Raw genomic sequence first — 23,978 nt, 5'->3', positions numbered from 1 at the left:
TCCTATTCATCTGGCAGGTGGTACTCTTCACCATCTGACACAATCCACCAACCGCCATCCCGCTCTTCAGCCATCCCAACGAGTTCATACCAAGCCGAACGACCAAAACGCGCAAACAAACCGTCACGCACTTCAACCATGGGCAGCAAAACTTCCTGCCACCAGGAAAACTGCAATGGATGCTCACGCCCGAGCGAAAGACGCTCACCACAATTGGTCAACAACTCAATGCAGCCGTCCTGAACATCAATCAGCGTGATTAGAAACGCCTGGTCCTCAACGCGAATGCGCAATTTTTCAGCAGGCGTGACCAGATAATATTCACCCCCTTCCCGACGGAGCAAACCGGCAAACAGCATCTGCAACTCACTCCGGCGAAATTCCCCACCCTCGTGCTCCCAGCGCCCGTCCGCCCGAATCACAATATCAATCTCACCGCATAACTCAGGATGCCATTGCGCTACTGGTGGCAAGGCATGGGAGCGCAGGGCAACTGCCAACTCATCAAGATTCGCCACAACCCTTCCTCTCACTCAAAAACCGTCAACCCGGATATTCACGAGCAGACCAACGAATTTCAACCACACCGAACGTTTAACAACACAGAACTGGCCGCTGTTTACCGCCAGCAGATACGTCAGAGAACCGGTTGCCGGACTTCCGGGCAATTACTTGCAGACTATCGCCTCACACCCCGGCCCCGACAAACGGCTGCGCCCACCTCGACCTGGCACCACCTCTATTCGCGTAGCGATACGGTCCTTCAATGCCGCCACGTGTGAAATCACTCCAATCAACTTACCCTCACTGTGTAGCCCCGACAATGTATCCAGGGCCACCTCCAGAGCGTCTTCGTCCAGCGTACCAAAGCCTTCATCCAGAAACAGCGAGTCCACCCGCACTTGTCGACTGGCCATTTGGGACAAGCCCAATGCCAGCGCCAGACTGATCAAAAACCCTTCACCACCGGAAAGATTACGAGTCGAGCGCACCTCACCAGCCCGCCAGTTGTCCATCACATCAAGATCCAGCGCGACCGTGCGATTACGAACCAGCAAATAACGGTCGGTCATTTTCTGCAACTGCTGATTGGCATGACCAATGAGGATATCGAAGGTAAGCCCTTGGGCAAAATTACGATACTTCTTGCCATCAGCCGACCCGATCAATTGATGCAACGCATCCCAACGCTCATAGAGAGCACGTTGCTGCACTACTCGTCCAAGCCGCTCCTGCTGTTGCTGCACCAGGTCCTGATTCATCCGCCATTGCTGACGCAAGGCGCCCAATTGCTGTTGCAGACCTTCAACCACCCCAAGGTAACGGTATAAATCCTGTTCGAGCGCTTCTTCGGCCTCATCAGAAAGAGCCTGCGCAGCCAGCTGATCACGCCGCAACGTCATTTCCTGCCATTGGTGTTTAAGCCGGATCTCATCATTGCCCAGATGATCTGCCGCCGCCTGCAGGCTGACTACTACGTCAGCACTTCGGACAGCCAGCTCAAACGCCGACTCAGTTTCAAATGCCGCCGCCGACAAACTGGCTTGCCATGCAACTTCCGCCTGCGACAACTGCCCGACAACCCCTTCGAGGTCTTGTTGCAGCTGTGCCAGTGCAGCGCGTAGCTGCCCAATCTCCAGCTCTTTCTGCCGCATCAGATTTGCATCAGCTTCGACCTGAGCACCAACAGACTCCAGACGCTGTGATACCACCAACTCGGCGTCGTCCACCAGCTGCCCATCCAACAACCCCTTACGCTCCGCCCTCAATGATTCCAGCTGCAAGGCGTACTCATCAATTTGCACCTGCCGACATCCTCGCACCTGTACGAGGCCCTGGAGCTGCTCATCCAGATGACGAACCTCACTGTCGAGCAGCACTATCTCCTGCTGTAATTGCAGCAACCGCTCGGACAAGGTCGACCACTGCGTCTGACGCTGCCGTAACACAACCAACGCTTCATCCGCAGCAAGATCACACGCAATTCCAAACTCTTGCATCAGAACATCCCAGGCAGCCTGCTGGGATTCCAGCAACTGTTCTTCCTTGGCAAGATTAACGCCGTGACTGTCTTGCTGAATGTGCAACTCCTCCAGCTTCGCCGTCAGTTGCTGATAGCGGCCCTGGTTACGTCCCATTCGTTCGCGCACATCCTCAAGAGCGACCTGCTGTCGCTGTATTTTCTGCTCAACCTCGTCCGCAATCTGAATCCGCGCCTCAATCGCCGCGAGATCCAGATCAAGAGCCTGAATCTGGGAAACCAACAATCCTGGAAGCTCCAGATCGTCAGCCGACGCAAAAACGCCACATTCGCGAATCGATGCCGTGACTCGTTCACGCAACTCCTGAATACGCTCCAGCTGAGTCGCTATCGACTCGTCGACAACCTGCTGCTCACGTTGCATCGCCCCCAGATCAATCCTGACAGTTGTTTCATCCTGCACGGCACTGGCCAGCAGACTGCGCACTTCCTCAATATCCTGCTCGGTTACCGTTGGAACGGGCACATTACCAAGCGCGAATGGATGCTCAAGCGCGCCACAGAGCGGACACTCTTCACCATCAACAAGTTTGTGCCGATATTCATCCAGACTGTTCAACGTCTGTTTTAACGACTGCTTCATGTGCAGCGCTTCCATTCGCATATGCAGCGTCTGAACCCGGATTTGCACCAGCTCAAGCCGCTCATTACCGAATTTCGTCTCTTGTCCGAGGTCGACGCTGCGTCGGCGCGCGACGTCATAACCGCGTTCAGCACCTTGAAACTGCTGTAGCAGTTCCGACAAACGCTGCAAACCGGCACGGTGCTGCAATTGCTGCTGCAAGCTGTTACGCCAGAACAGAGATGTCTGCCCATCCAGTTGCCGCTGCTGAAACTCAGCCAACTGAACCAGCTGTTCTTTCGCCTGCTCAAGATCGGTGGTATCGCGATCATTAAGCAAACGCAGCTGCCGCCATTCGGTCTCATCTTGATCTCTTTGCACAACCAGACGCGCCAGCTCGTCACGCTGCTGACGAATTCGCTGCATCTGCCCATGCAACGCCAGCGCCTGCTGTTCAATCCCCGCCAATCGTTCCCGCAATTGTTCATCAACGGCTTTTTGATTCATTAGCTGGCGCGTTTGCTCCAGCTGCTGCTGATGTCTGGCCTGGCGCTCACGCAACTGTTGCTGGCGCTTCTGCCCGGTTTCCAGAGCAAGTACCTGCGCCTCCTGCTGCTCCACCAAGGCGTGCCATAATTGCTGTCGCTCCCGGATCTGCTGGTCCAGCTCTCGTGCCTGGCGAAGTTGAGGCTGCAATGCATGCCACTCTTCACGAGCTGCCTGCAATTCAAGCTGCCGCCGCTGCAACCGGGTGTTCAGCTCTGTATACAGAACCTCTTGCTGAGGCAGCTGCTGCAAACGTTCGCTGATGGTGTTCTGAAGCTGCAATTGCCGATCGCGCAAAGCCCGGACCTGTCCGAATTCAGCCATAAGCCCCGCCGCCAACCGGGCACGCTCCAACTCCTGCCGCTGCGGTGCAAACGTACTGATCCGCTGTTGCAGTAGCTCTTTCTGCTCGCAGATACTGGCCAGACTATTACCACAGGCCGTTAACGACTTACGCCACTCAAGTTTCTTACGCCCGCTATCGGCCTGCTGCTGACCAAGCTGGACCTGTACTTCATGATGGGCGATGTCTTCACGCAACTGTTGCTCTTGCTGCGCCGTCAGAGACACCATTCCTTGCAGACCAGCTTCCAGATCATCCAGTTTTTTACGTTCGCGCCCACGCAACTCATGCACATGAATGGATATCTGGCTATAGATCGCCGTACCGGTAATCTGCTCCAAAATAGGAGCACGCTCGTCGGCACTGGATTTCAGAAAAGCCGCAAAGCCGCCTTGCGCCAGCAGCATTGAGCGGGTGAAACGGTCGAAGTCCATACCGGTAATTTCCGGTACCCGCACTTCAACATCCCGAAGTTTGCTTTCCAGCACGACTCCAGTATCGGCATTCACCAGCTCATGCCGGGGTTGCTGCAGTTCACCATCGGCTTTACGGCGAGAACGATGCTGCCCCCAATAACAACGAAAACGCCCCGCCTGCGTAGAAAACGTCACTTCGGCGAAACAGTCACCGGTCTGGCGGGCCAGAATTTCGTTTTCACTCCTGGATAATTTGCCAAGCCGCGGCGTCCGCCCGTACAGAGCCAGGCAAATGGCATCCAGCAAGGTCGACTTGCCAGCACCGGTTGGCCCGGTAATGGCAAAAATACCGTCATTCAGATACTCAGGCCGGGTGAAGTCGATAAACCACTCACCCACCAGCGAGTTGAGGTTGGCAAAGCGCAGTTGCTCAATTCTCATGACAATGCCTCCTCTGACGCTTCCCGAACCTGATCTCCCATGTCCTGAACAACCTGATGGTAAAGCGCAAGTAAATCATCCCGACGCTCGCCTTCAATTTCATGGGCATCCAGACAACGATCAAAGACCTGCTGCTCAGTCAGATCATCGAGACTTTCATCCACCTCACCTTGCTGTAACACTGCCTGCACCAGACGATTATGGCGAACCCGAAGGATGTCCAGCTGCGTACCTTCAACCGCAGACTCCAGCGCCTGTCGCACATCACTGGCAAGTCCGTCGGTGTCGCAAATAACCTCAAGCCACAGCGGCTTGTTTTGCAGTCGCAGTGCCTGCAAACGGGCCAGAACCGTATCCATATCGCCACGCACAGACTCCAGCGAACGAAACACTGGCACAGGAAGACTACGAATCACCAGCTGGCAGTGAGCACCATCCATCATCATATCCACCAGGCACACCTGCTTTTGCTGAGCCGCTTCCGCAAACCCCATTGGCAAGGGCGAGCCGCTATAACGGATATGCTCACAGCCCGCTACTTTCTGCGGAACGTGCAAGTGCCCAAGGGCTACATAATCAAAAACAGGGGGGAATACACTGGCACTGACATGGGCCAGCGACCCGACATACAGTTCACGAACACCATCGCCATCAACCGTTTGGCCACCAGCAGCAAACAGATGCCCGGTCGCCAACACCGGCACTGGCCCAATCTCGCCTTTGAGGGCCTCAGCAAGCTCACCAATACGGGCATAGTGTTCACGAATGCCATCTTGCAGCTTTCGATCTTTGGCATCCGTACGCTCGCCTGCTTCAGCCAGACGAATATCGCGATCGCGCAGGTAGGGAACTGCACACACCAACAACTCGGCCTGCCCTTCGGCATTACGCAATATCAGAAGCTCATCGGCGAGATCATCAGAAACAGCTCCGACGACATGGATATCGAGCGCCCGCAACAACGCTTGCGGCGCCTGAAGAAACGAAGGGGAATCATGATTGCCTGCCAGAATCACTACATAGCGACAGCCAGTGGCAGCCACATCACACAAAAACCGGTAATATAGTTCCTGAGCCCGATTGCCGGGTGCGCTGGTATCAAACACATCACCCGCCACCACCAGAACATCAACCTGTTCTGCGGCCAACGTTGCCAACAACCATTTCAGAAACGCCTCAAACTCATCATGACGCTTGCGGCCATAGAGCACCCGTCCAAGGTGCCAGTCCGATGTATGCAGCACTCTCATAAACGCTCCTAACTCCCTCTACGGCAAGGCACAGCAAGTGATGTTTTGTATTTGGGCCACAGTTTATAGAGCCATCCCACAAATAACACACCCACAAGGCAACAACCCGCACATACGACCGCAAATTGTCCGGACAAACACACGGCCCGAAAGAGGTTTGACGCAAAAGGGGAAATACGCCCAACAGTCGCTGGCATGTCAGCGGGGCAGATGCGGAGAAAAACAAACAGAAAAACGCCGACCTTTTCAGGCAGCATCAGATTTAAAAACAGGAGGAGAATATCTGGAGAGGCTTTCACTCCAGGCTTTGGGGGTTATACGGGCATTCTAATCATTAGGCCCACCCAAAGTCCGGACATTCCGGGGAATCAGAAGAGGATTCCACGCGGTGAAACAGGTGTTTTGCAGAAATAGTGCAACGCCCTGTGTACAGCAATCACTTAGTGGCTAACAGCAACCTTGTGAGATTTTACGTGGAACAGCTCTTTTACTTTAGCGAACAGGGAAGAGAACAGTTCAGCCATGTAAGCGGAGCGCATTTCACGAGCGCGTTGGATGTGGAAATCAGCATCAAAGTGAGTGGCAGCTTCCAGGTTCATTTCGTTCTTGCTCATAATAATCACCCTTTGGTTTTGGATTCATCGCTTTCGATGGGGTAATAGTATGAGCGAACGATCGTGCAAAAAAGCGAAGCTTTCTAATGTGAATCATTAGTTTTTTTAACCATTAGGTACGCCATTCACCAAATCCCCCACAAAGCGTGAGCCGAATCACAATAAATTCGACCGAAAAACCCTTACAGCCATAGGGTTTGTGCCAGAGACGACCCATTTCACCCTGTTTTTATGCTTTTTGTTCGACAATCGATTAGGCCAAAAAAACTAATCCTGAATCTGCAATAACCCTGTCATAAAACTCCGTTAATTGATTCCAAAACGGCACAGACGAGCTGACAAAACCCGACATGCGAGTTCAACGTCTGAAAAATGGCACAAAAAAGCGGCACAAGGCCGCTTTTCATAAAACACTTGAACGCTTTCCATAAATACCTGAATGCTCGCCGAGCAAGACCCGACGCGAGCAGGTATCAGCGCTGCAACAGGAAGTTCACCAACACATCCTTGCCGCCTTCAGACGCAAACGATTCCGGATGGTACTGAATCCCCTCAATCGGATACTGCTTATGGCGCACCCCCATGATTTCACCACCGGCAGCAATAGCATCCGCCAGGCTTTCATTGCCTTGTTGTACCACCGAGGTGATTTCGAGGCAGTCCGGCAGGGTGTCGGCGGCGACCATCAGGGAGTGGTAGCGCATGATGTCGATGCCTTGCGGCAGGCCACGGTGCAGGCCTTTATCATCGTGGGCGATGGTGGAGGTTTTGCCGTGCATTGGGCGTGAGGCGCGTACCACGTCACCGCCGAAGTAGTGGGCAATGCCTTGCATGCCCAGGCAGACGCCCAGCACCGGGGTGGTTTTGCCCATTTCCAGAATCACGTCAGCACACACACCAAAGTAGGCCTTGTCGTCCGGCGAACCCGGTCCCGGCGAAATAATCACGCGATCAGGTGCCAGTTCAAACGCCTGCTGCAGAGTGATCTCGTTGTTGCGTTTAACCACAATCTCAAAACCGCCCGGCTGCTGGCGCGACTGCAGAATCTCACCAACGTACTGGTACAGGTTGTAGGTAAAGGAATCGTAGTTATCAATAATCAGAACTTTCATGGACTCGTTTCCCGTTACCGTTATTCGCTGACTTGTTCAAAGGAGGCCAGCACACGACGCATGGCCGCCAGCTTGCGTTCGATCTCGCGGTATTCGTCTTCCGGATTGGAATCAAAGACGTTGCCACCGCAGGTCTGGGCATAACCCTCAGTGCCCTTGATAAACACCGAGCGGATCGGAATGGCAAAGGTGCAGTCGCCGTTAAAGCTGAACTGGCCTACTGCACCGCCGTATGGGCCACGGCCTTCGGATTCGAGGCCGTTGATGATCTTCATGGCTTCTACTTTGGGCGCGCCGGTGAGGGTGCCCGCCGGGAAGTTGGAGGCCAGCGCCGAGAACATGTCGTCTTTCTCGGAGAGGATGCCGACGATCTCGGAGGATATGTGCTGGACGTGGGAGAAGCGTTTGATGTCCATCAGGCTGCGGACTTTTACGGTGCCGAAACGGGCGACGCGGCCGATGTCGTTGCGGTGCAGGTCCACCAGCATGTTGTGCTCAGCGATTTCTTTCGGATCGTTGAGCAGCGCCCGTGCCAGTTGCAGGTCTTCCTCGGCGTTGGCGCCGCGTTTGGTGGTTCCGGCCAGCGGGAAGGTTTCCATTTCGCCGTTACGCAGGCGGAACAGCAGCTCTGGCGAAGCGCCGATGATCTTCTGCTCACCGAACTTGAGGTAATACATGTGCGGTGACGGGTTCACTTCACGCAGTCTGGCGTACACCTGGACAGTGTCGCCTTCGATGCGGTAACGGGTCTTGAAGCCGACTTCGCACTGGAAGATCAGACCGGCACGAATATCCTCTTTCACCTTCATGACCGCAGCGGCGTGCTGCTCACGGCTCATGGTGTCGCCCAGACAGGTGCAGACAGTGGCGTCGTAGGCCGGGGTTTCACGGGCCAGCAGCTCGCGGATCTGCTCGATGCGGTTGTCGCCGTAGTAGTAATAGAAGATCTCGCCGGTCATCTGGTCGTAGACCAGGCCATCCAGAAACACCCCGAACTTGAACGGCTCGAACAGCTCGCTGGTCTGGATGCTCATGGTGGGTTCGAAGAAGTTCACCGAGTCATAACCCAGATACCCCACCAGACCACCGGCGTAGCGACGGGAGATGATGTTCTGCGGCACCAGCTCGCGCAGGGCGTAATAGGGGTTGTCGCACTGTCGGGTTTCGACCTCGCCGCTGCGGGTGTCGGTGATGGTCAGCGTGGTGCGGTCGGTGGCGGCAATGATGTAGGCCGGATCAAAACCGATGATGTGGTTACGGGCGATGTAGCTTTCTTCGCCGAGGGATTCGAACAGGAAACAACTGTCGAATTCACGTTCAATCTTGCGGAACAGTTCGAAGAAGTTGTAGTCCTCGACCAGCTTGATGTAATTCGGTTTGCCGCTCAGGGCAATCCGGGTCTTGAATTCTGGCTTTTGCATAAACGTCTCGGTTTCTCTGTGCCCGGATGCAGAGCATCCACAGGCACGCTATGGACACAATTATTCCTGCTCGGGCTTTAACCGCTGCAGCACCTGCTCGCTGGTATGCCGAAATGCCTGGGCACCACGGCTGACGGTGGCAATACCAACCCCCAGTTGCGCGGCAATTTCACGCTGGGAAGCCCCGGCCAGCAGCATCTCGAAAATACGAATGCGGTTGTCGATTTCCCGCAGTTCCGACTCGGTTAACAAGGCATCAAGTATCGCCGCCATTTCGACCGGGTCATTGGTACTGCACAACACGTTGATCAGGGATTTTGGCATAACATCGCAGCAGCTTGTTTCAATGTACTAGCATACTAGTACACAAAGACGTGTTGGCCAACCCCAACCGTGCTGCCAACAGAACCGGTAACAAAAAAAGCGCCGAAGCCGCTTTCTTTCATCCGTTTATTGCCCGGCGAGCCATTCAGGCCGGCTGTAATCCACCGCTGCTATCGCGCTTGTCCCACGGCCGTTCGTCCACCACCAGATGAATCAGCGCCGAGAACAAACCAACCCCCACACCCACCCACCAGACCAGGGTGTAGTTGCCATACAGGTCATAGAGACTGCCGCCCAGCCATACCCCCATAAAACCGCCAATCTGGTGCGACAGGAACACCAGACCATACAGGGTCCCCATGTAACGCAGGCCATAAATCTGCGCCACCAGCCCTGAGGTGATCGGCACCGTCGCCAGCCACAAGCCGCCCATCAGTACGGAGAACATAAACACCGTCACCGGCGTCACCGGGTAAATGATAAACAGCGCCGATACGATCGCCCGCAAGGTGTAAATCCCCACCAGCAGGTACTTGCGTGAATACAGGTTGCCCAGATAGCCAGCCAGCAAGGTGCCGATCATGTTGAAGATACCGATGGTCGCCAGCGCCACCGCACCGAGAATCGAGGTCGAGGTAATCCCCAGCGCGTGGATGATGCTGCCCGGCTCCACCGAGCTGCACATTTCGGCGATAAACGCCGGAAAGTGCGCAGTGATAAACGCCAGCTGATATCCGCAGGAGAAAAAGCCCAGAAAGATAAACATAAAGGTCGGGTCTTTGATTGCCCGCTTCACTACGGTTCCGAGATCTTCACCCGCAGCGACTTTGCGCTCCGGCAACGGCACCTTCATCAATGTCAGCGCCAGCATGGACACCGCCACCAGCCCGGCGAACACCACAAACACCGTCTGCCACGGCATCTGGTCGAGCAGATGCTGCGCCAACGGTGGTCCCACCACCTGACCGGCAGAACCCGCTGCCGTGACAATACCCAGCGAAATCGAACGATACCGCTCAGAGGCCGAACGCCCAACTACCGCCAGGATCACACCAAAACCGGTACCGGCGATACCAAAGCCCACCAGCATTTCCAGCAATTGATGTTGACCCGGCGTCACCGCAAACGACGACAGCACCAGACCACCGGCATAACAGATGGCACCGGCAATAATCGCCTTGCGATCTCCGTATTTTTCCGCCATGGCGCTGAACAGGGGCTGACCAATACCCCAGAACAGGTTCTGCAACGCAATGGCAAACGAGAAATCGGCACGCATCCAGCCGAACTCTTCAGCAATCGGGATCTGGAACAAACCAAACGAGGAACGGACGGCAAAGCCGACCAGAATGATGATACATCCGGCTATCAACACCGGATTAAACAGCGCAGGCCCGGATGGGCGCATAACACCTGCTGACATTGGAAACTCCCGACTACGCGGGGTCAGCGCCGTACCGACCACCGGGCCGACCATTGTAAGTCAGCCCGTGGCGGTGAACAGATACAGTACAGTGTTTCCCGACCAGCACAGTAATGGCGGGATCGGTCAAATCAACGCATCAGACACGCCAGAGAAACATACCCGAAGCCTTGTTCAACACCACCGCCGACCAGTGCGCATCCACTGGCTTGCCTGCCAGGCCATAACACACATGCAATGGCAGCAGATGTTCTTCACGCGGGTGACAGAAACGTGCGTACGGGGCTTCGGCCCAGTGCACAAAACGCTCTTCACGCTGGGCTTCAGTCAGGTTCGGACTGGCACAGGTTTCCAGCAACCAGCGCTCAAACTGCAGATTGCGATCCTGAAGCTCCGGCGTATTCGGCGCAAAAAACGCCCGCATATTGTGGAACGAGAAACCTGACCCCAGCACCAGCAGGTTATCGAAGTCCAGATTCTGCAGCGCCTTGCCAATCGCCACGTGTACTGCCGGGTCCAGCGAATGCACCAGCGACAACTGCACCACCGGAATATTGGCTTCCGGGAACATGATCTTCAGCGGCACAAACACACCGTGGTCAAAGCCACGACGATCATCGGCCCGCACCGGCACTCCAGCAGACTTCAATGCCTCAACCACCTGGTTGGCCAGCTGTGGCTGACCGCCACTTGGGTATTTGATGTGGTAAGACTCCGGCGGAAAACCGTAGTAGTCATAAATCAGGTCCGGATTGGCTCCAGTAGTCACGGTGGCCACCGATTCCTCCCAGTGCGCACTGATCACCAGAATGGCGTCTGGCTTGCGCAACTGGCCGGTAATTTCTTTCAGGCGAGTCACCATTTCGCGGTGCCCCGGATCACCCAGCAGCGGCATCGGACCACCACCATGGGACACAAACAGAACGTCAGTATTCTTGGCCATCTGAGCCTCCTTCTGCCTTTTCAAAAAAGACATACACCATAAAATTCAACACGATAGAACTATTTTATAACGTCAGATCTCAAACGGACCGCGTGGTACTATGCCGTTCGGATTCAACGCCTTGATCGAGTAATAACCGGCCTTGATGTGATCCAGCCGCACGGTTTTGGCAATACCCGGAACGGCCAGTAAACGATGCATATAGGCATGCAGATTCTTCATGTCTTTCAACTGATTACGGTTACATTTGAAGAGTCCGTGATAAGCAGCATCAAACCGCACCAGCGTCACAAACAGACGCAGATCCGTCTCGGTCAGACCATCACCAAACAACCATTGACGCCCATCGGCCAACCGCGCCTCCAGTTCATCCAGAGTGGCAAACACGCGCTCATACGCCTCGTTGTAGGCTTCCTGGGTTGAAGCAAAACCGGCCTGGTAAACACCGTTGTTCAGCCCCGGATAAATCCGATCGTTCAATGCATCAATTGCTTCAGCCATGGCCGCTGGATACAAATCAGGGCCCTGATCAACCAGCCCTGCAAACGCCGTATTAAACATACGCACGATGTCGGCGGATTCGTTATTCACGATGGTGCCGGTCTGTTTGTCCCACAACACCGGAACCGTAGCCCGACCGGTGAAGTGTGCATCCGCACGGGTATACAGCTCATGCAGGTAACGGGCGCCATTCAGCGTGTCATCATCCGAGCCCTCAAAGCCACCAAAGGCCCAGCCCTGCTCGGTCAACTGCGGATTCACCACCGACACACTGATGATATCGTCCAGACCTTTCAGTGCCCGTGCCATCAAGGTACGAGACGCCCAAGGGCAGATATACGCCACGTACAGGTGATAACGGCCCGCTTCGGCCTTAAAACCACCCACACCGGTTGGCCCGGCACTGCCATCGGCCGTTACCCAGTTACGAAAGGACGACACCTGGCGAATAAATCGGCCATCTTCGTCCTTGCTCTGAACCGGTTGCCAGTTCTCTTGCCACACACCATCTACCAGCATTTCAGCACTCCCGATAATCCGTCATGAATCCGAAGTGGAACCCCGGCCGCTGAATCCCACAACAGCCACCGGGGTACCGCCAATCCTGTTTATTGCAGCTTGCGAGCGACTGCAGAATCCACCGACAGCGCACCACCCCCCTGAATCGCCAGCGCAACGGTCACCGCCAGCAGGCTCAGTGCGTATTCGTAACCGTTATTGGTCAGGAACAGGCCATTGGCAATGTGAGCACTGAAGATCGCAATCAGCATGGTAAATGCGGTTACCAGAGCGGCTGGACGAGTCAGCAAACCCAGCACCAGCGCCAGACCACCGAAGAACTCGGCACTACCGGCCAGCAGCGCCATCAGGTAACCCGGTTCCAGACCAATACTGGCCATCCACTGACCGGTCCCTTCCAGGCCGTAGCCACCGAACCAGCCAAACAGCTTCTGGGAGCCGTGGGCCGCCAGCACGATACCAACCGGTACTCGCAGGGCCAGAGCGGCAAAACCAGCGTCAGTTTTGAACAGTTTGTTAATCAGTGCGTTGCTCATCATCGTATCCTCTGTGTTTATTGGGGCATCAGGTTGTGCCCTGAGCCGATGAATACAGATTACTATCCACCCCCACACAGAATAAGACGCTCGCCATTGCATGATTATCAACACAGCATTGATAATAAACAGAACCACAGCACAGGGCACAACCGATATGGACCGACTCAGCGCCATGCGCGCGTTTATCACGGTGGTGGATGAAAACACCTTCAGCCGCGCCGCCGAACGCCTCGATATGTCACCCCAGCTGGTCAGCAAGTACGTATCCTGGCTGGAACAACAACTGGGCGTGCGCTTGCTGAACCGCACAACACGCAAGGTTCATCTGACCGAAGCAGGCAGTCGTTATTACCAGCGTGCAGGCCAGTTGCTGGATGAACTGGATGATCTCGAAACCCAGCTGGATGACAGCCAGAATGGTGTCCGCGGCCTGTTACGTATCAGCGCCCCGGTGTCATTCGCGACCCGCCACCTGGCACCATTACTCTGTGATTTCCAGAAACAGCACCCCGGCATCAGCATCGACCTGCAATTAAACGACCGCAAAGTGGATATCGTTGAGGAAGGTTTTGACGTGGCACTGCGTATCGGCCATCTGAAAAACTCATCCATGATTGCCCGCAAGATTGCACCCATCCGGCTGGTGATGTGCGCCGCGCCGTCGTACCTGCAACAACACGGCACACCCGCCTGCCTGCAAGACCTGCAACAACATCGTTATCTACGCTACAGCTATCTGGATGACAGCGACCTGCCACTCCACGAGGCGCTGATGGAAGGCCGCAGCCGCGGTGGCCGTCAGGCTGGCGATATGATCAGCAACAATGGTGATGTCTTGACCGAAGCCGCCATCCAGGGCGCAGGCATTGCCATCCAGCCAACCTTTATTGCAGGGCCGGCACTGGCCGATGGCCGCCTGCAGATGATTCTGCCCGAGCACGAACCGACACCAATGGCCCTGTATGCGGTGTACGCACACCGGCAGTTACTGGCCAGCAAGGTTCGAACCTTTATCGACTTTATGGATGGTTATTACGGTGACGTCCCCTGGTGGGACCGATTTTGACAATCAAGAACGACAGGCTGAGAAAGACTGACCAAGAAAGACGGGCTGGCGGCAGATGATTCTGACCACCACCCCGACAACAGGCGAATCACCAACGAATCAATGCGTGCGATTCACCAGCGACAGCATGGATGCCATACCGGCAAACATGGCGGCAAAACTGCGATTCAGATAACGCTGCTGACGTGGAGTACGCAGATACTTGAGTACTCGCGCGGCCAGACCGGTATAACCCGCCATCACAATCATGTCCGTTGCCACCATGGTGAACGCCATCAGACTGTACTGAGGAACCAGCGGCTGAGTGGGATCCAGAAACTGCGGCAGAATCGCCAGCATAAACACAATCGCCTTGGGGTTACTGCTGTTCACCACAAAGCCATTGCCGATCAAACGGGCAATACTGACCGGCGCCGCATCAGCAGCGGCTGGCTGCAAATCGGACGGTACCGCTTGCCACTGTTTCCAGGCCAGATATAGCAGGTACAACACACCCGCCCACTTGATCAGACTGAATGCCGTTTCAGATGCCACCAGCACCGCCCCCACACCCAACGCCACCACCAGAATTTGCAACAAAAGCGCCAGCTGCAGACCAACCACGTTCCAGTAACCGGGCCAGAAACCATGTTTCAGACCACTCGACATGGACGCAATGGCACCCGCACCCGGAGTCAGACTGATTAACCAGCAGGCTGCCAGCCAGGCAAGCCACATATCCAGCGACATAAACACCTCAAGCCAGCCTCGCTGGCAAACAACACCCGTCCACTTGTCATCATCCGTCGAGCTGCAGCCAGCAAAACGCAACAGAGGCCATAAGCAAAATGGACAATCAATCAGGTATTGTCAGACAAAAACAACACGTCCACCAGAGGTGATCATGGAACATAATGGTAAGGAAGGATCAACCAATCAGCGGAGCAATTCAGCCATACTCGGCAACACGGCAGTCATCATCGGCATCCAGAGCAGAACCACAGACGCGATTTCGCCCCTGCGACTTGCTCTGATACAGCGCACGGTCGGCTCGAGCAACCAGTTCAGCCGATTCGGTGCCATCACCAACCACACAGCTGGCGACACCAAAACTCACCGATACACGCCCTAACGTACCAATATGAGGAATCGCCAGATCGAGTACCTGCTGACGCAGACGCTCCGCCAGTGCAATGCCTCCGGCTTCGGTGGTATTGGGCAAAATCAGCGCAAATTCTTCGCCGCCATACCGCGAGCAGACATCTCCAGCCTTACGCAGCTCAGAACGCAACACATTGGAAACCAGCCGGATACAGTCATCACCGGCCTGATGACCATAGGTATCGTTGTAGTGTTTGAAATAATCCAGATCACACATGATCAGAGCCAGCGGCATACCCAAATACTGTGGATGCCAGCGCTCCGTCAGTTTTTGATCAAAAAAGCGACGATTATTTACCCCGGTGAGGCTATCAAGGTACGACAGCTTTTCGAGTTCAGCGTTAGCCAGCTGCAGCTCATGAGTACGTTCAGCAATCAGCTGGCTCAACTCAGCAGCCTTGTCGCTTTGCTGTTTCAGCAGCAACGCCCGAGACTCCTTCTGTTGTAACTCCAGACTGCGAACCCGATGCGCCAAAATCAGCGCCAGGCATAACATCTCCAGCAACGCACCGATGATGTAGGAAAAACTGGTGAACAGGTTATAAGGCAGCAGCCCGACATTCACCCCCACCAGAGCCGTCATCCCCCCCAGTAAAAACATCTGACCGACAGCAAAACTGCCCGCCATCGGCAAGGCTGCGCGCCAGGCGTACAAAGCAATCCCCAACAGGGTGAGCGCCACTGGCATACCCAATATCAACGAGTAATACAGATTGCTGACATCAATCGCCACGGCCACACCCAGCGCTGCCATCAAACCGGCAATCGCCTGCGCCAGCCGATCCAGTTTTGGCAAATGCCGCGGCAACTCCAGCAAGCGGCGCATAAACAAAACCAGAAAAACCGTACTGAAGTGAATCGGCACCTGCATCAGGTAATGCAGCTTCAGACTGTCACGAATCAGCAAGTGATACCCGCCGTAGGCCACCACCGACAGCAGGAAAAAAACACCAAACAGCACGTAATAGAGATAGATGCGATCCCGCAGGGCCGCATAGAGGAAGAAATTGTAGAGGCTGATAATCAGGGCCGCGCCAAAGAAGAAGAAAAACAGCCACGACTTCTCAACCAGGCCATTCAGAAACACTTCCGACGCTTGCACTCTGATGGTGAAGTTCATCAGGCGGAAAGGCGTTTCCATACGCAGATAGACAGCCTTGCTTTCGGCAGGCTGCAAATCCACCAGAAATGCAGGATTCAGGCTATGGGTGGGTCGCTCACTGATGGGCACCACGAGCCCGGAGGTTTGCTGTAACCAGTCATTACCATCGCGTTCGTAGAGATCCAGACGCTCGGCATCAACCTCGTCAATGACCACAAAACGCCGCACTGGCACACTGCCATTGTTACGCAGGCGGATTTCAAACCAGTGCACGGCCGTGTATCCGGGCAGTACAAACGCGGAATCAACTAATCGGGATTCCGACTCAAAGCGCTGCACGGCACCCGGCTGACGAATATCGAACTGGCCACTGGTATCGGACAACGCCCGCAGCTGCATTGAATGCAAATCCAGTTTCTGATCCGACACATCGTACTCGGGCAACCCCTGCGCAAGGGAAATTCCGATACATTGCCAAAGCAGCAGCAACAACAGCAACCACGGGCGATTCACAGGGAACCACCGGCAATGCCACTGGCAGGCCAGCACTCCAGAAAATGACGACTCAAGGCAACATCCATGACAACGGTTTCCGAAAAACACCACCTGTTTCAAGGCAGGACGGAACTCTATCATGGTAATTGTTGCGCAATCGACCGAAAGGAATGCCCTACAATTTGACCGGAAGCATAAAGTCGACAGTTTTCAAGCTTGTCGGGCAAGAAAACATGCAATCTGGCTCGACATTACTGATCAGTCATCCGTCACATCTCATCAAACCCGAACAAACTGGCGGCGTTTCTCCACAAATAGGCCTCACGCTCCTCAGCATCCGGGAAGTGGCGTTTCACCAATTGCACCATCACGCCGTAATCCATACGTTCCAGCGCTTTCAGAAACGGCCAGTCAGATCCCCACAAACAGCGCTCAGCACCATATGCCTCACAAATCGCTGCCACGTAGGGATCAACATCCAGCCATGGCGCCGACTGCCGCGAAAATTTGGCAAATCCAGACACCTTGATCCATGTACGGCCGTTTTCCGCCAGATCCAGCACCGCCTGAAAACCCTTACCATCAACACCGTCCCCGAGATTTGGACGCCCGCAGTGATCCACCACCACCCGCACAGGGTGGCGCTTTAACATCGGCGCCAACCCCAGCATCTGATCATCCTGGGTCTGCACCTGTGCCAGCATTTCCAGATCCGCCAGTTTGCCAAGCAAGGCATCACTGGCCGCAAAATGCTCCAGACCGTAATAAGCAACGTTGAACGTAACCCCCACCACACCCTGAGCTTTCAGCGCCGCCAACGTCTCGACAGAAACATCCTGACTGACCACCGCCATTCCCCGAAACCGCCCATTGGAACCGGCAATGGCATCCAGCAACGCACGATTATCGTTCTCGCCATAACCTGAGTTCGGCCCCACCAGCAAGGCATGGCTAACCCCGTGAATATCCAGCACCTGATGAAACAGATTGGCAGGCGAGCTTTCGCAGTCCAGTGGGCGATACGGCGTGTCGGGCTGATACGGGAAACGTTGCGGATCAAAAATATGGTTGTGACAGTCGATCTTGCGCGCAGCAAACAGGGACATAACCAGGCTCCTGAACAAAAACCCAAAGGCCGAAACAGGCCCAGACGAAAACTCAGAACCACCATAACGGCAGACCGCCACCGACGAGGCATTCCGTTTCAGATCAGACAACCAAACGAAATTGCATGTGAACGGGCGTCGGGTGTCAGGCGTCAGGCGTCAGGCGTCAGGCGTCAGGCGTCAGGCGTCAGGCGTCAGGCGTCAGGCGAACAACATCCGACATGCACCAGCAGACACCGTTGCATTCCAACGCAGGAGCGTTGGAACGAGATGAACTTCGCTCGCACAATACCCAATCCCGAATTTACCCAGCGCAGCTGGCCACCGTTAATTGCCCATCTGGGCGAGCCGGGATTCACCGCAACGGCCGACCCGGCCGGGGCATGGATGCCCCGCCAGACCCGTTGGCACAAGGACGTGCCATCGGGTCGGGGTCGAAACGCCGTTGTCGGTGAATACCGGGAAAACGAGCCCAGTCGGGCAAAAGCAGGGGGAGGCCCGCCCGGCCGGGGGACAAGGTCCCCCAAGAGGGCAAACAGCAAAGCCAATTAACAAGCCGAGTAGCCGCCAGACGCCAGACGCCAGACGCCAGACGCCAGACGCCAGACGCCAGACTTTAGCCGAGCCAAATCACCACCACAAAAACAAAAAACCAGCCCAAGGGCTGGTTTTTTAATAATGCACGTCCTGAAAAAGACCGGCGACAACCTGCGATATTGGTCGCCGCCGGCGCTAACCACCGGAGCAGGCGGTCAGCAAGACAGGAACTGGATCAGTCGCCGAGACAACGCAGAACCGCTTCCACAGATGCCTTGGCATCACCGAACAACATACGGGTGTTGTCCTTGTAGAACAGCGGGTTATCAACACCGGCGTAACCGCTGCTCATACCACGCTTGAGCACGATGGTGGTTTTACCCTTCCATGGCTCCAGCACTGGCATACCAGCGATCGGGCTGTCAGGAACTTCCTGGGCAGCCGGGTTCACGATGTCGTTCGCGCCAATCACCACCGATACATCCACTTTCGGGAAGTCGGCGTTGATTTCATCCATTTCATACACGATGTCGTACGGAACCTTGGCTTCCGCCAGCAGCACGTTCATATGACCAGGCATACGACCAGCAACCGGATGGATACCAAAACGCACGTTGACTCCCTTCTCGCGCAGGCGACGGGTAATTTCATAAACGGTGTGCTGAGCCTGGGCAACGGCCATGCCGTAACCTGGCAGAATCATCACTTCCTTGGCGTGCAGCAGCATGTCGGCAGTTTCCTGGGCATCAATTGGCTTGATGTCATCAGCGCTGCCCGCTGGGCCGGAATCGCCACCACCCGTAGAGGTAGTACCGAAACCACCAAAGATCACACTCAGGAACTTGCGGTTCATGGCTTTACACATGATGTGACTCAGAATCGCACCAGACGCACCCACCAGGGCACCGATCACGATCAGCAGGTCGTTGCCGAGCATAAAGCCCATGGCAGCAGCGGCCCAACCGGAGTAACTGTTCAGCATGGACACCACCACCGGCATGTCAGCACCACCAATGGCCAGAACCATGTGGATGCCGAAAATCAGTGCCAGAACGGTCACAACCACCAGCGCCATCACGCTGTCAGTGTTGATGTAATCAATCGTGAAGAAGATTGCGCCCAACAGCAGACCCAGGTTAAACAGGTGACGACCTGGCAACATCAGGGCACGACCACCAACCTTGCCGCTCAGCTTCAGATAAGCACACACAGAACCGGAAACGGTCATGGCGCCAATCAGAATACCAATAGCGGTTTCACCGGCATGGATCTTCAGTTCAATATCAGACATGTCAGTCGGGTGTTTCAGGGCGTTGGCCCAACCCACCAGCACCGCCGCCAGACCTACCAGAGAGTGCAGGATCGCAACCAGTTCTGGCATCTGGGTCATTTCAACGCGCTTGGCCAGCACCCAGCCAATCACGCCACCAGCCGCCAGACCCACCAGCAGCAGACCATGGTTGGCCGTTACTACGCCAAACACGGTAACCACCAGAGCCAGACCCATACCAATCATGCCGTACAGGTTACCGCGACGAGCGCTTTCCTGATGGCTCAGCCCCGCCAGAGCCATGATGAACAGGGCGCTGGCAATGAGGTAGGAAACAGTAAGAATACCTGAGTTCATTATCCCATCCTCACTTACGGAACATACGCAGCATGCGGGCTGTTACCGCAAAACCGCCGACAATATTGATGCTGGTGATAAACACCGCCAGCGTTGCCAGACCAGTCACCAACGGACTGTCACTGGATATCTGGATCAGGGCACCAATCACGATGATCGAACTGATCGCGTTGGTAACACTCATCAACGGAGTGTGCAGGGAGTGAGAAACACCCCAGATCACCATGTAACCGATAAAGCAGGACAGCACGAATACTGTCAGGTGGCCCATAAATGCTGCCGGTGCTACAGCGCCCAGACCAAACAGGGCAGCCGCTGCCAGCAGCATAGGGATAAGGGAAGCAAACGCGCTTGGTTTCTTCTCTTCAGCAGGGGTTTCCAGAGCAGCACGTGCCTTTTCACCCATATCTTCTTTTGGAGCCACGGAGATACGTGGAGCCGGTGGTGGCCAGGTGATGTTGCCTTCTTTCACCACAGTGGCACCACGAATCACTTCGTCGTCCATGTTGACGTTGAGCTTGCCGTTCTTTTCAGGGCACAGGTCGGTCAGCAGGTGACGCAGGTTGGTGGCATACAGCTGACTTGCCTGAGCCGCCAGACGGCTTGGCAGGTTGGTGTAACCGATCAGGGTCACGCCGTGTGCAGTTACCACTTCGTTGGCGCGGGTCAGACGGCAGTTACCGCCAGTCTCGGCCGCGAGGTCAACAATCACACTGCCCGGCTTCATGCTGGCCACCATATCTTCGGTGATCAGTTCCGGCGCCTGTTTGCCCGGAATAAGCGCGGTGGTGATGATAATGTCGACTTCTTTGGCCTGTTCGCGGAACAGAGCCATTTCGGCAGCGATAAACTCGGCGCTCATCACCTTGGCGTAACCGCCGGTGCCGTTACCGTCTTCGCCTTCGAAATCGAGCATCAGGAACTCGGCGTCCATACTCTCGACCTGTTCTTTTACTTCAGGACGGGTATCGAACGCGCGTACAATCGCGCCCATGCTCTTGGCCGCACCAATGGCAGCCAGACCAGCCACACCGGCACCAATAACCAGTACCTTGGCTGGAGGAATACGACCGGCAGCCGTGATCTGACCGGTGAAGAAGCGACCGAAGTGCTGAGCGGCTTCCACTACCGCACGGTAACCGGCGATGTTGGCCATGGAGCTCAGCGCATCCATCTTCTGGGCGCGGGAAATACGCGGAACACTGTCCATCGCCAGCGCAGTAACACCACGAGCAGACAGATCCGCCAGCAGTTCCTGGTTCATCGCTGGATACATAAAACTGATCAGGGTCTGACCAGGATGCAGCAGCTCAACGCCATAGAAACCCAGCTCAGGGTGTTCACGTGGCGGACGAACTTTCAGGATGATGTCGGACTGACGCCACAGGTCACGAGGGTCTTCAAACACCTCAACCCCAACGGCACGGTACTGGTCATCGTCATAGCTGGCCGCAGCACCAGCGTTGTGTTCGATGGCCAGGCGAAAGCCAAGCGATTGCAGATGCGTGGCCACCTCGGGCGTAAGGGCGACGCGTTTTTCCCCTTCTTCTATTTCTCTTGGAACACCAATAAGCATTCTGATTTTTCCACGGGTAAATTTTATGGACACAGAAACGGTCAAAGACCATCCAGCCGGATCCCACCCTCTCCGGGGTGACGATGAGCGTGTCACCCCGGAGAAAGCGGGAAAGACGGAACGGAAGACCAGATCCTGAATGTACGCAACAGCCTGTGTTAACAGGATGAAGCGCTGTTAGCAGATGGAGCTACTGGTTAACGGCCGTTTACGGGAACTTTCAAAGCTCCCTCGCGGTCGAAATTGGCGCCATTGTTCAGATAAAGTGAATCACTGAACATTCGACCAGTGTTGGTATTGGTTTCTACGACTAAAATAGGGGTGCTCACAGGTATCCATAAGTAGTAAAAATCCTACTGACGATTGGACGATAGTGTTTTGCAGCCTTCAGCCCTTGCTTCAATACCAACGCCCCAGATCACCTGGGTCCCGTACCGCTATTTGCGCTCCCCACGCAAAAGCCAACCATTCAGCACCAACACACCTGACGGTCAGGATGTTTTGCCGCACGAATGGCCAATTATGATTACCAGCGTCTTCTGCACTTGTTCACGAACGCCGTTCGAAACATCGCCAGCGCCATGACCCCCTGATAGTCACAAGAAGCCATTCCTGTTGTAAATACGGGCAAGTCCCCGAATAAACGCCAAAAACTGCTTACTTTTCGACACTCTCAACAACTGTTCAAAAAAAGACCAGTAGTGTGCTTTGGATATCATTTTTGGCAGGCAAAACCGGATCAATGATTCCATTTTTGGTATCAATTTCAAATTAATCAGACAGTTACAACGCATTGCTGGAACCGATACCGAGTTGCCAACGAACTGCAACACCCCACCCTCAAAGCTCTCGGACAGAGCCAACAAAACCAAACTCTGGCAAGTTTGGAACAATTCCGCCGCCAACATTCGAGACTCGGAGTTTCTTCCGTCACCACCTGTCGCCAGACAAGCCGATCCACTCCTCTGGCCAATCTGATTCGCTTTCACCATTTTCTGCCCTGCACAGACAGCCAAGGATTAACCAGCGGCGCAAACAACTCCGTTCGATCGGTATCACCCCATAGCCGGAATTTCTCCACAAAACCGCATGGCGACTGGCTTCGCGCTGATTGGCTGCAGCTCTGCTGGTTCATGCATCACCACACGGCATACGTCTGATGATGCTTTTTATTTGCCAAGCCCACCTGCAACGGCACAATCAGCCTAGCGACTTACACCACAACCATAAAAATCGTCTTTTCTCGCCACTCGCTTCGCAGAACTCACCTGCGCCTTACGAGCACTCAGGCACTACAGGACAGGCAACAAGGATTCTCATGCCCAATATTCTTTCCATCATCGTGCCGGTCTTTGCCATTATCGGGACCGGTTATTTCCTGGCGAAACGCGATTTTCTGCCCAAGGACAGCCTGCCGATGCTGTCAAAGCTGGTGTTGTTCTGCCTGATTCCGGCGCTGAACTTCGGCACCATCGCTCGTATGAAACTGGAAGACGTGCTGGTGTGGGATTTTCTGGGGGTATACGCCATTGGCGCGCTGCTGGCTCAGCTGGTGGCGGTACTGGTATTCAAGGGCTGGTTTGGAAACAGCACGACGGAAGCGGCGATCAAGGCTCTGGGCGTGTCGATGCCCAACAGTATTTTTGTGGGCTTTCCGGTCGTTACTCAGGCTTTCGGGCCGGAATGGGGCCACACCTTTATGTTTGCGGTAATTATCGAAAACATCGTGACTCTGCCATCGGTGCTGATCATGGCGGAGTTGGGCAACAGCCAGCATGGCAAGGGCGCCAACCTCGGACTGGTGTTAACAGGCATTCTGCAGCGACTGTTCCGCAATCCGATCATTATTTCCATGACGCTTGGCCTGATGGTATCGGCCTCTGGCCTGAGCTTGCCGGAAGCCATCTCCAAACCGCTGTCGGTATTGGGCAGCGCCGCACCAGCGCTGGCATTGCTGGTGATTGGTGGATCACTGGTGGGGACGGAAATGCGTGGCAATCTGCGCGAGCTGGGCACTGTCAGCGCCATCAAGCTGCTGGTGCATCCACTGATGATTGTACTGGTGTTGCTGGTGTGGCCAGCGGTTGATCCAATGATTATGGCGTTGCTGATTGTGTATGCCGCTCTGCCATCGGCGGCCATTTTCCCGATCATTGGCGGCCAGTATGGTCAGCGTGATTTTTGCGCCAGCTCGCTGGCACTAACAACGCTGGCATCGTTTTTCTCACTGGCGCTGGTATTAAGCCTGGTGCTGACCCTGGTGGTCTGAGCATCTGCTGACAACTGACACTCGCAGGTGCTGACCATCCGGCCAGCACCTGCACTCCAAACGCC

The 23,978-nt window shown here is 55.1% G+C and carries 18 protein-coding genes; 2 read left to right on the top strand and 16 right to left on the bottom strand.

Annotation, left to right across the window (positions count from 1 at the left end; all coding sequences use genetic code 11):
• Nucleotides 1-2 precede the first annotated feature (2 nt).
• The 11 genes from OUO13_RS09495 to OUO13_RS09445 form a co-directional block, all read right to left on the bottom strand.
• Entirely contained in the window at nucleotides 3-518 is a 516-nt protein-coding gene (locus OUO13_RS09495; protein ID WP_283173639.1) for a DUF1285 domain-containing protein, read from the bottom strand.
• 150 nt (nucleotides 519-668) lie between these two features.
• Complete coding sequence (locus OUO13_RS09490) at nucleotides 669-4,349, bottom strand: AAA family ATPase (protein WP_283173638.1); 3,681 nt, start codon at nucleotides 4,347-4,349, stop codon at nucleotides 669-671.
• Nucleotides 4,346-5,599 carry an exonuclease SbcCD subunit D C-terminal domain-containing protein gene (locus OUO13_RS09485; protein ID WP_283173637.1) on the bottom strand — a complete coding sequence of 418 codons (1,254 nt, stop codon included), beginning with the start codon at nucleotides 5,597-5,599 and terminating at the stop codon, nucleotides 4,346-4,348. The genes OUO13_RS09490 and OUO13_RS09485 overlap by 4 nt, the downstream gene beginning before the upstream one ends.
• A gap of 440 nt (nucleotides 5,600-6,039) precedes the next feature.
• A complete protein-coding gene (locus OUO13_RS09480; protein ID WP_283173636.1) occupies nucleotides 6,040-6,213 on the bottom strand; it encodes an RSP_7527 family protein in 174 nt (57 codons plus the stop codon).
• Nucleotides 6,214-6,686: 473 nt separating this feature from the next.
• Nucleotides 6,687-7,325, bottom strand: a complete 639-nt coding sequence (locus tag OUO13_RS09475; RefSeq protein ID WP_283173635.1) for an anthranilate synthase component II — start codon at nucleotides 7,323-7,325, stop codon at nucleotides 6,687-6,689.
• Between the two features lie 20 nt (nucleotides 7,326-7,345).
• Nucleotides 7,346-8,746, bottom strand: coding sequence for an anthranilate synthase component I family protein (locus OUO13_RS09470; RefSeq protein ID WP_283173634.1), 1,401 nt, complete (start codon nucleotides 8,744-8,746; stop codon nucleotides 7,346-7,348).
• A gap of 60 nt (nucleotides 8,747-8,806) precedes the next feature.
• Entirely contained in the window at nucleotides 8,807-9,070 is a 264-nt protein-coding gene (locus tag OUO13_RS09465; protein WP_283173633.1) for a Trp family transcriptional regulator, read from the bottom strand.
• A 145-nt stretch (nucleotides 9,071-9,215) separates the two neighbouring features.
• A complete protein-coding gene (locus OUO13_RS09460; RefSeq protein ID WP_283173632.1) occupies nucleotides 9,216-10,493 on the bottom strand; it encodes an MFS transporter in 1,278 nt (425 codons plus the stop codon).
• Nucleotides 10,494-10,632: 139 nt separating this feature from the next.
• Nucleotides 10,633-11,436: a DODA-type extradiol aromatic ring-opening family dioxygenase gene (locus tag OUO13_RS09455; RefSeq protein WP_283173631.1), complete on the bottom strand. Its 804-nt coding sequence runs from the start codon at nucleotides 11,434-11,436 to the stop codon at nucleotides 10,633-10,635.
• A 72-nt stretch (nucleotides 11,437-11,508) separates the two neighbouring features.
• Complete coding sequence (locus OUO13_RS09450; RefSeq protein ID WP_283173630.1) at nucleotides 11,509-12,456, bottom strand: glutathione S-transferase family protein; 948 nt, start codon at nucleotides 12,454-12,456, stop codon at nucleotides 11,509-11,511.
• An 89-nt stretch (nucleotides 12,457-12,545) separates the two neighbouring features.
• Nucleotides 12,546-12,992 carry a DoxX family protein gene (locus OUO13_RS09445; RefSeq protein WP_283173629.1) on the bottom strand — a complete coding sequence of 149 codons (447 nt, stop codon included), beginning with the start codon at nucleotides 12,990-12,992 and terminating at the stop codon, nucleotides 12,546-12,548.
• 157 nt (nucleotides 12,993-13,149) lie between these two features.
• Between OUO13_RS09445 and OUO13_RS09440 the strand changes: the two genes are divergently transcribed.
• The gene (locus OUO13_RS09440; protein ID WP_283173628.1) at nucleotides 13,150-14,061 is read left to right on the top strand and encodes a LysR family transcriptional regulator; all 912 of its coding nucleotides are present in this window, start codon (nucleotides 13,150-13,152) and stop codon (nucleotides 14,059-14,061) included.
• Between the two features lie 99 nt (nucleotides 14,062-14,160).
• Here OUO13_RS09440 and OUO13_RS09435 read toward each other — a convergent pair whose 3' ends face one another.
• The 5 genes from OUO13_RS09435 to OUO13_RS09415 all read right to left on the bottom strand — a co-directional run bounded on the left by OUO13_RS09435 (nucleotide 14,161) and on the right by OUO13_RS09415 (nucleotide 21,644).
• Nucleotides 14,161-14,790, bottom strand: a complete 630-nt coding sequence (locus OUO13_RS09435; protein WP_283173627.1) for a LysE family transporter — start codon at nucleotides 14,788-14,790, stop codon at nucleotides 14,161-14,163.
• A 199-nt stretch (nucleotides 14,791-14,989) separates the two neighbouring features.
• Nucleotides 14,990-16,816: a sensor domain-containing diguanylate cyclase gene (locus tag OUO13_RS09430; RefSeq protein WP_283173626.1), complete on the bottom strand. Its 1,827-nt coding sequence runs from the start codon at nucleotides 16,814-16,816 to the stop codon at nucleotides 14,990-14,992.
• A 251-nt stretch (nucleotides 16,817-17,067) separates the two neighbouring features.
• Nucleotides 17,068-17,904 (bottom strand): amidohydrolase family protein, encoded by an 837-nt coding sequence (locus OUO13_RS09425; RefSeq protein WP_283173625.1) that lies wholly within the window; start codon nucleotides 17,902-17,904, stop codon nucleotides 17,068-17,070.
• Between the two features lie 772 nt (nucleotides 17,905-18,676).
• Nucleotides 18,677-20,068 (bottom strand): NAD(P)(+) transhydrogenase (Re/Si-specific) subunit beta, encoded by a 1,392-nt coding sequence (locus OUO13_RS09420; RefSeq protein WP_283173624.1) that lies wholly within the window; start codon nucleotides 20,066-20,068, stop codon nucleotides 18,677-18,679.
• A gap of 10 nt (nucleotides 20,069-20,078) precedes the next feature.
• Nucleotides 20,079-21,644, bottom strand: coding sequence for a Re/Si-specific NAD(P)(+) transhydrogenase subunit alpha (locus tag OUO13_RS09415; RefSeq protein ID WP_283173623.1), 1,566 nt, complete (start codon nucleotides 21,642-21,644; stop codon nucleotides 20,079-20,081).
• Nucleotides 21,645-22,962: 1,318 nt separating this feature from the next.
• Between OUO13_RS09415 and OUO13_RS09410 the strand changes: the two genes are divergently transcribed.
• Complete coding sequence (locus tag OUO13_RS09410; RefSeq protein ID WP_283173622.1) at nucleotides 22,963-23,913, top strand: AEC family transporter; 951 nt, start codon at nucleotides 22,963-22,965, stop codon at nucleotides 23,911-23,913.
• Nucleotides 23,914-23,978: the final 65 nt, after the last annotated feature.

This window comes from Parathalassolituus penaei, assembly GCF_026626885.1.
Classification (GTDB): Bacteria; Pseudomonadota; Gammaproteobacteria; order Pseudomonadales; family Oceanobacteraceae; genus Oceanobacter; species Oceanobacter penaei.
Note: the sequence above shows the minus strand (reverse complement) of the source record. Positions and strands in the feature narration are given on the sequence as shown.

Coding starts and splice junctions, on each gene's coding strand:
- OUO13_RS09420 (WP_283173624.1), bottom strand. CDS start 20,068: ATGAACTCAGGTATTCTTACTGTTTCCTACCTCATTGCCAGCGCCCTG.
- OUO13_RS09465 (WP_283173633.1), bottom strand. CDS start 9,070: ATGCCAAAATCCCTGATCAACGTGTTGTGCAGTACCAATGACCCGGTC.
- OUO13_RS09490 (WP_283173638.1), bottom strand. CDS start 4,349: ATGAGAATTGAGCAACTGCGCTTTGCCAACCTCAACTCGCTGGTGGGT.
- OUO13_RS09440 (WP_283173628.1), top strand. CDS start 13,150: ATGGACCGACTCAGCGCCATGCGCGCGTTTATCACGGTGGTGGATGAA.
- OUO13_RS09445 (WP_283173629.1), bottom strand. CDS start 12,992: ATGAGCAACGCACTGATTAACAAACTGTTCAAAACTGACGCTGGTTTT.
- OUO13_RS09455 (WP_283173631.1), bottom strand. CDS start 11,436: ATGGCCAAGAATACTGACGTTCTGTTTGTGTCCCATGGTGGTGGTCCG.
- OUO13_RS09460 (WP_283173632.1), bottom strand. CDS start 10,493: ATGTCAGCAGGTGTTATGCGCCCATCCGGGCCTGCGCTGTTTAATCCG.
- OUO13_RS09415 (WP_283173623.1), bottom strand. CDS start 21,644: ATGCTTATTGGTGTTCCAAGAGAAATAGAAGAAGGGGAAAAACGCGTC.
- OUO13_RS09475 (WP_283173635.1), bottom strand. CDS start 7,325: ATGAAAGTTCTGATTATTGATAACTACGATTCCTTTACCTACAACCTG.
- OUO13_RS09480 (WP_283173636.1), bottom strand. CDS start 6,213: ATGAGCAAGAACGAAATGAACCTGGAAGCTGCCACTCACTTTGATGCT.
- OUO13_RS09425 (WP_283173625.1), bottom strand. CDS start 17,904: ATGTCCCTGTTTGCTGCGCGCAAGATCGACTGTCACAACCATATTTTT.
- OUO13_RS09410 (WP_283173622.1), top strand. CDS start 22,963: ATGCCCAATATTCTTTCCATCATCGTGCCGGTCTTTGCCATTATCGGG.
- OUO13_RS09485 (WP_283173637.1), bottom strand. CDS start 5,599: ATGAGAGTGCTGCATACATCGGACTGGCACCTTGGACGGGTGCTCTAT.
- OUO13_RS09450 (WP_283173630.1), bottom strand. CDS start 12,456: ATGCTGGTAGATGGTGTGTGGCAAGAGAACTGGCAACCGGTTCAGAGC.
- OUO13_RS09470 (WP_283173634.1), bottom strand. CDS start 8,746: ATGCAAAAGCCAGAATTCAAGACCCGGATTGCCCTGAGCGGCAAACCG.
- OUO13_RS09435 (WP_283173627.1), bottom strand. CDS start 14,790: ATGTCGCTGGATATGTGGCTTGCCTGGCTGGCAGCCTGCTGGTTAATC.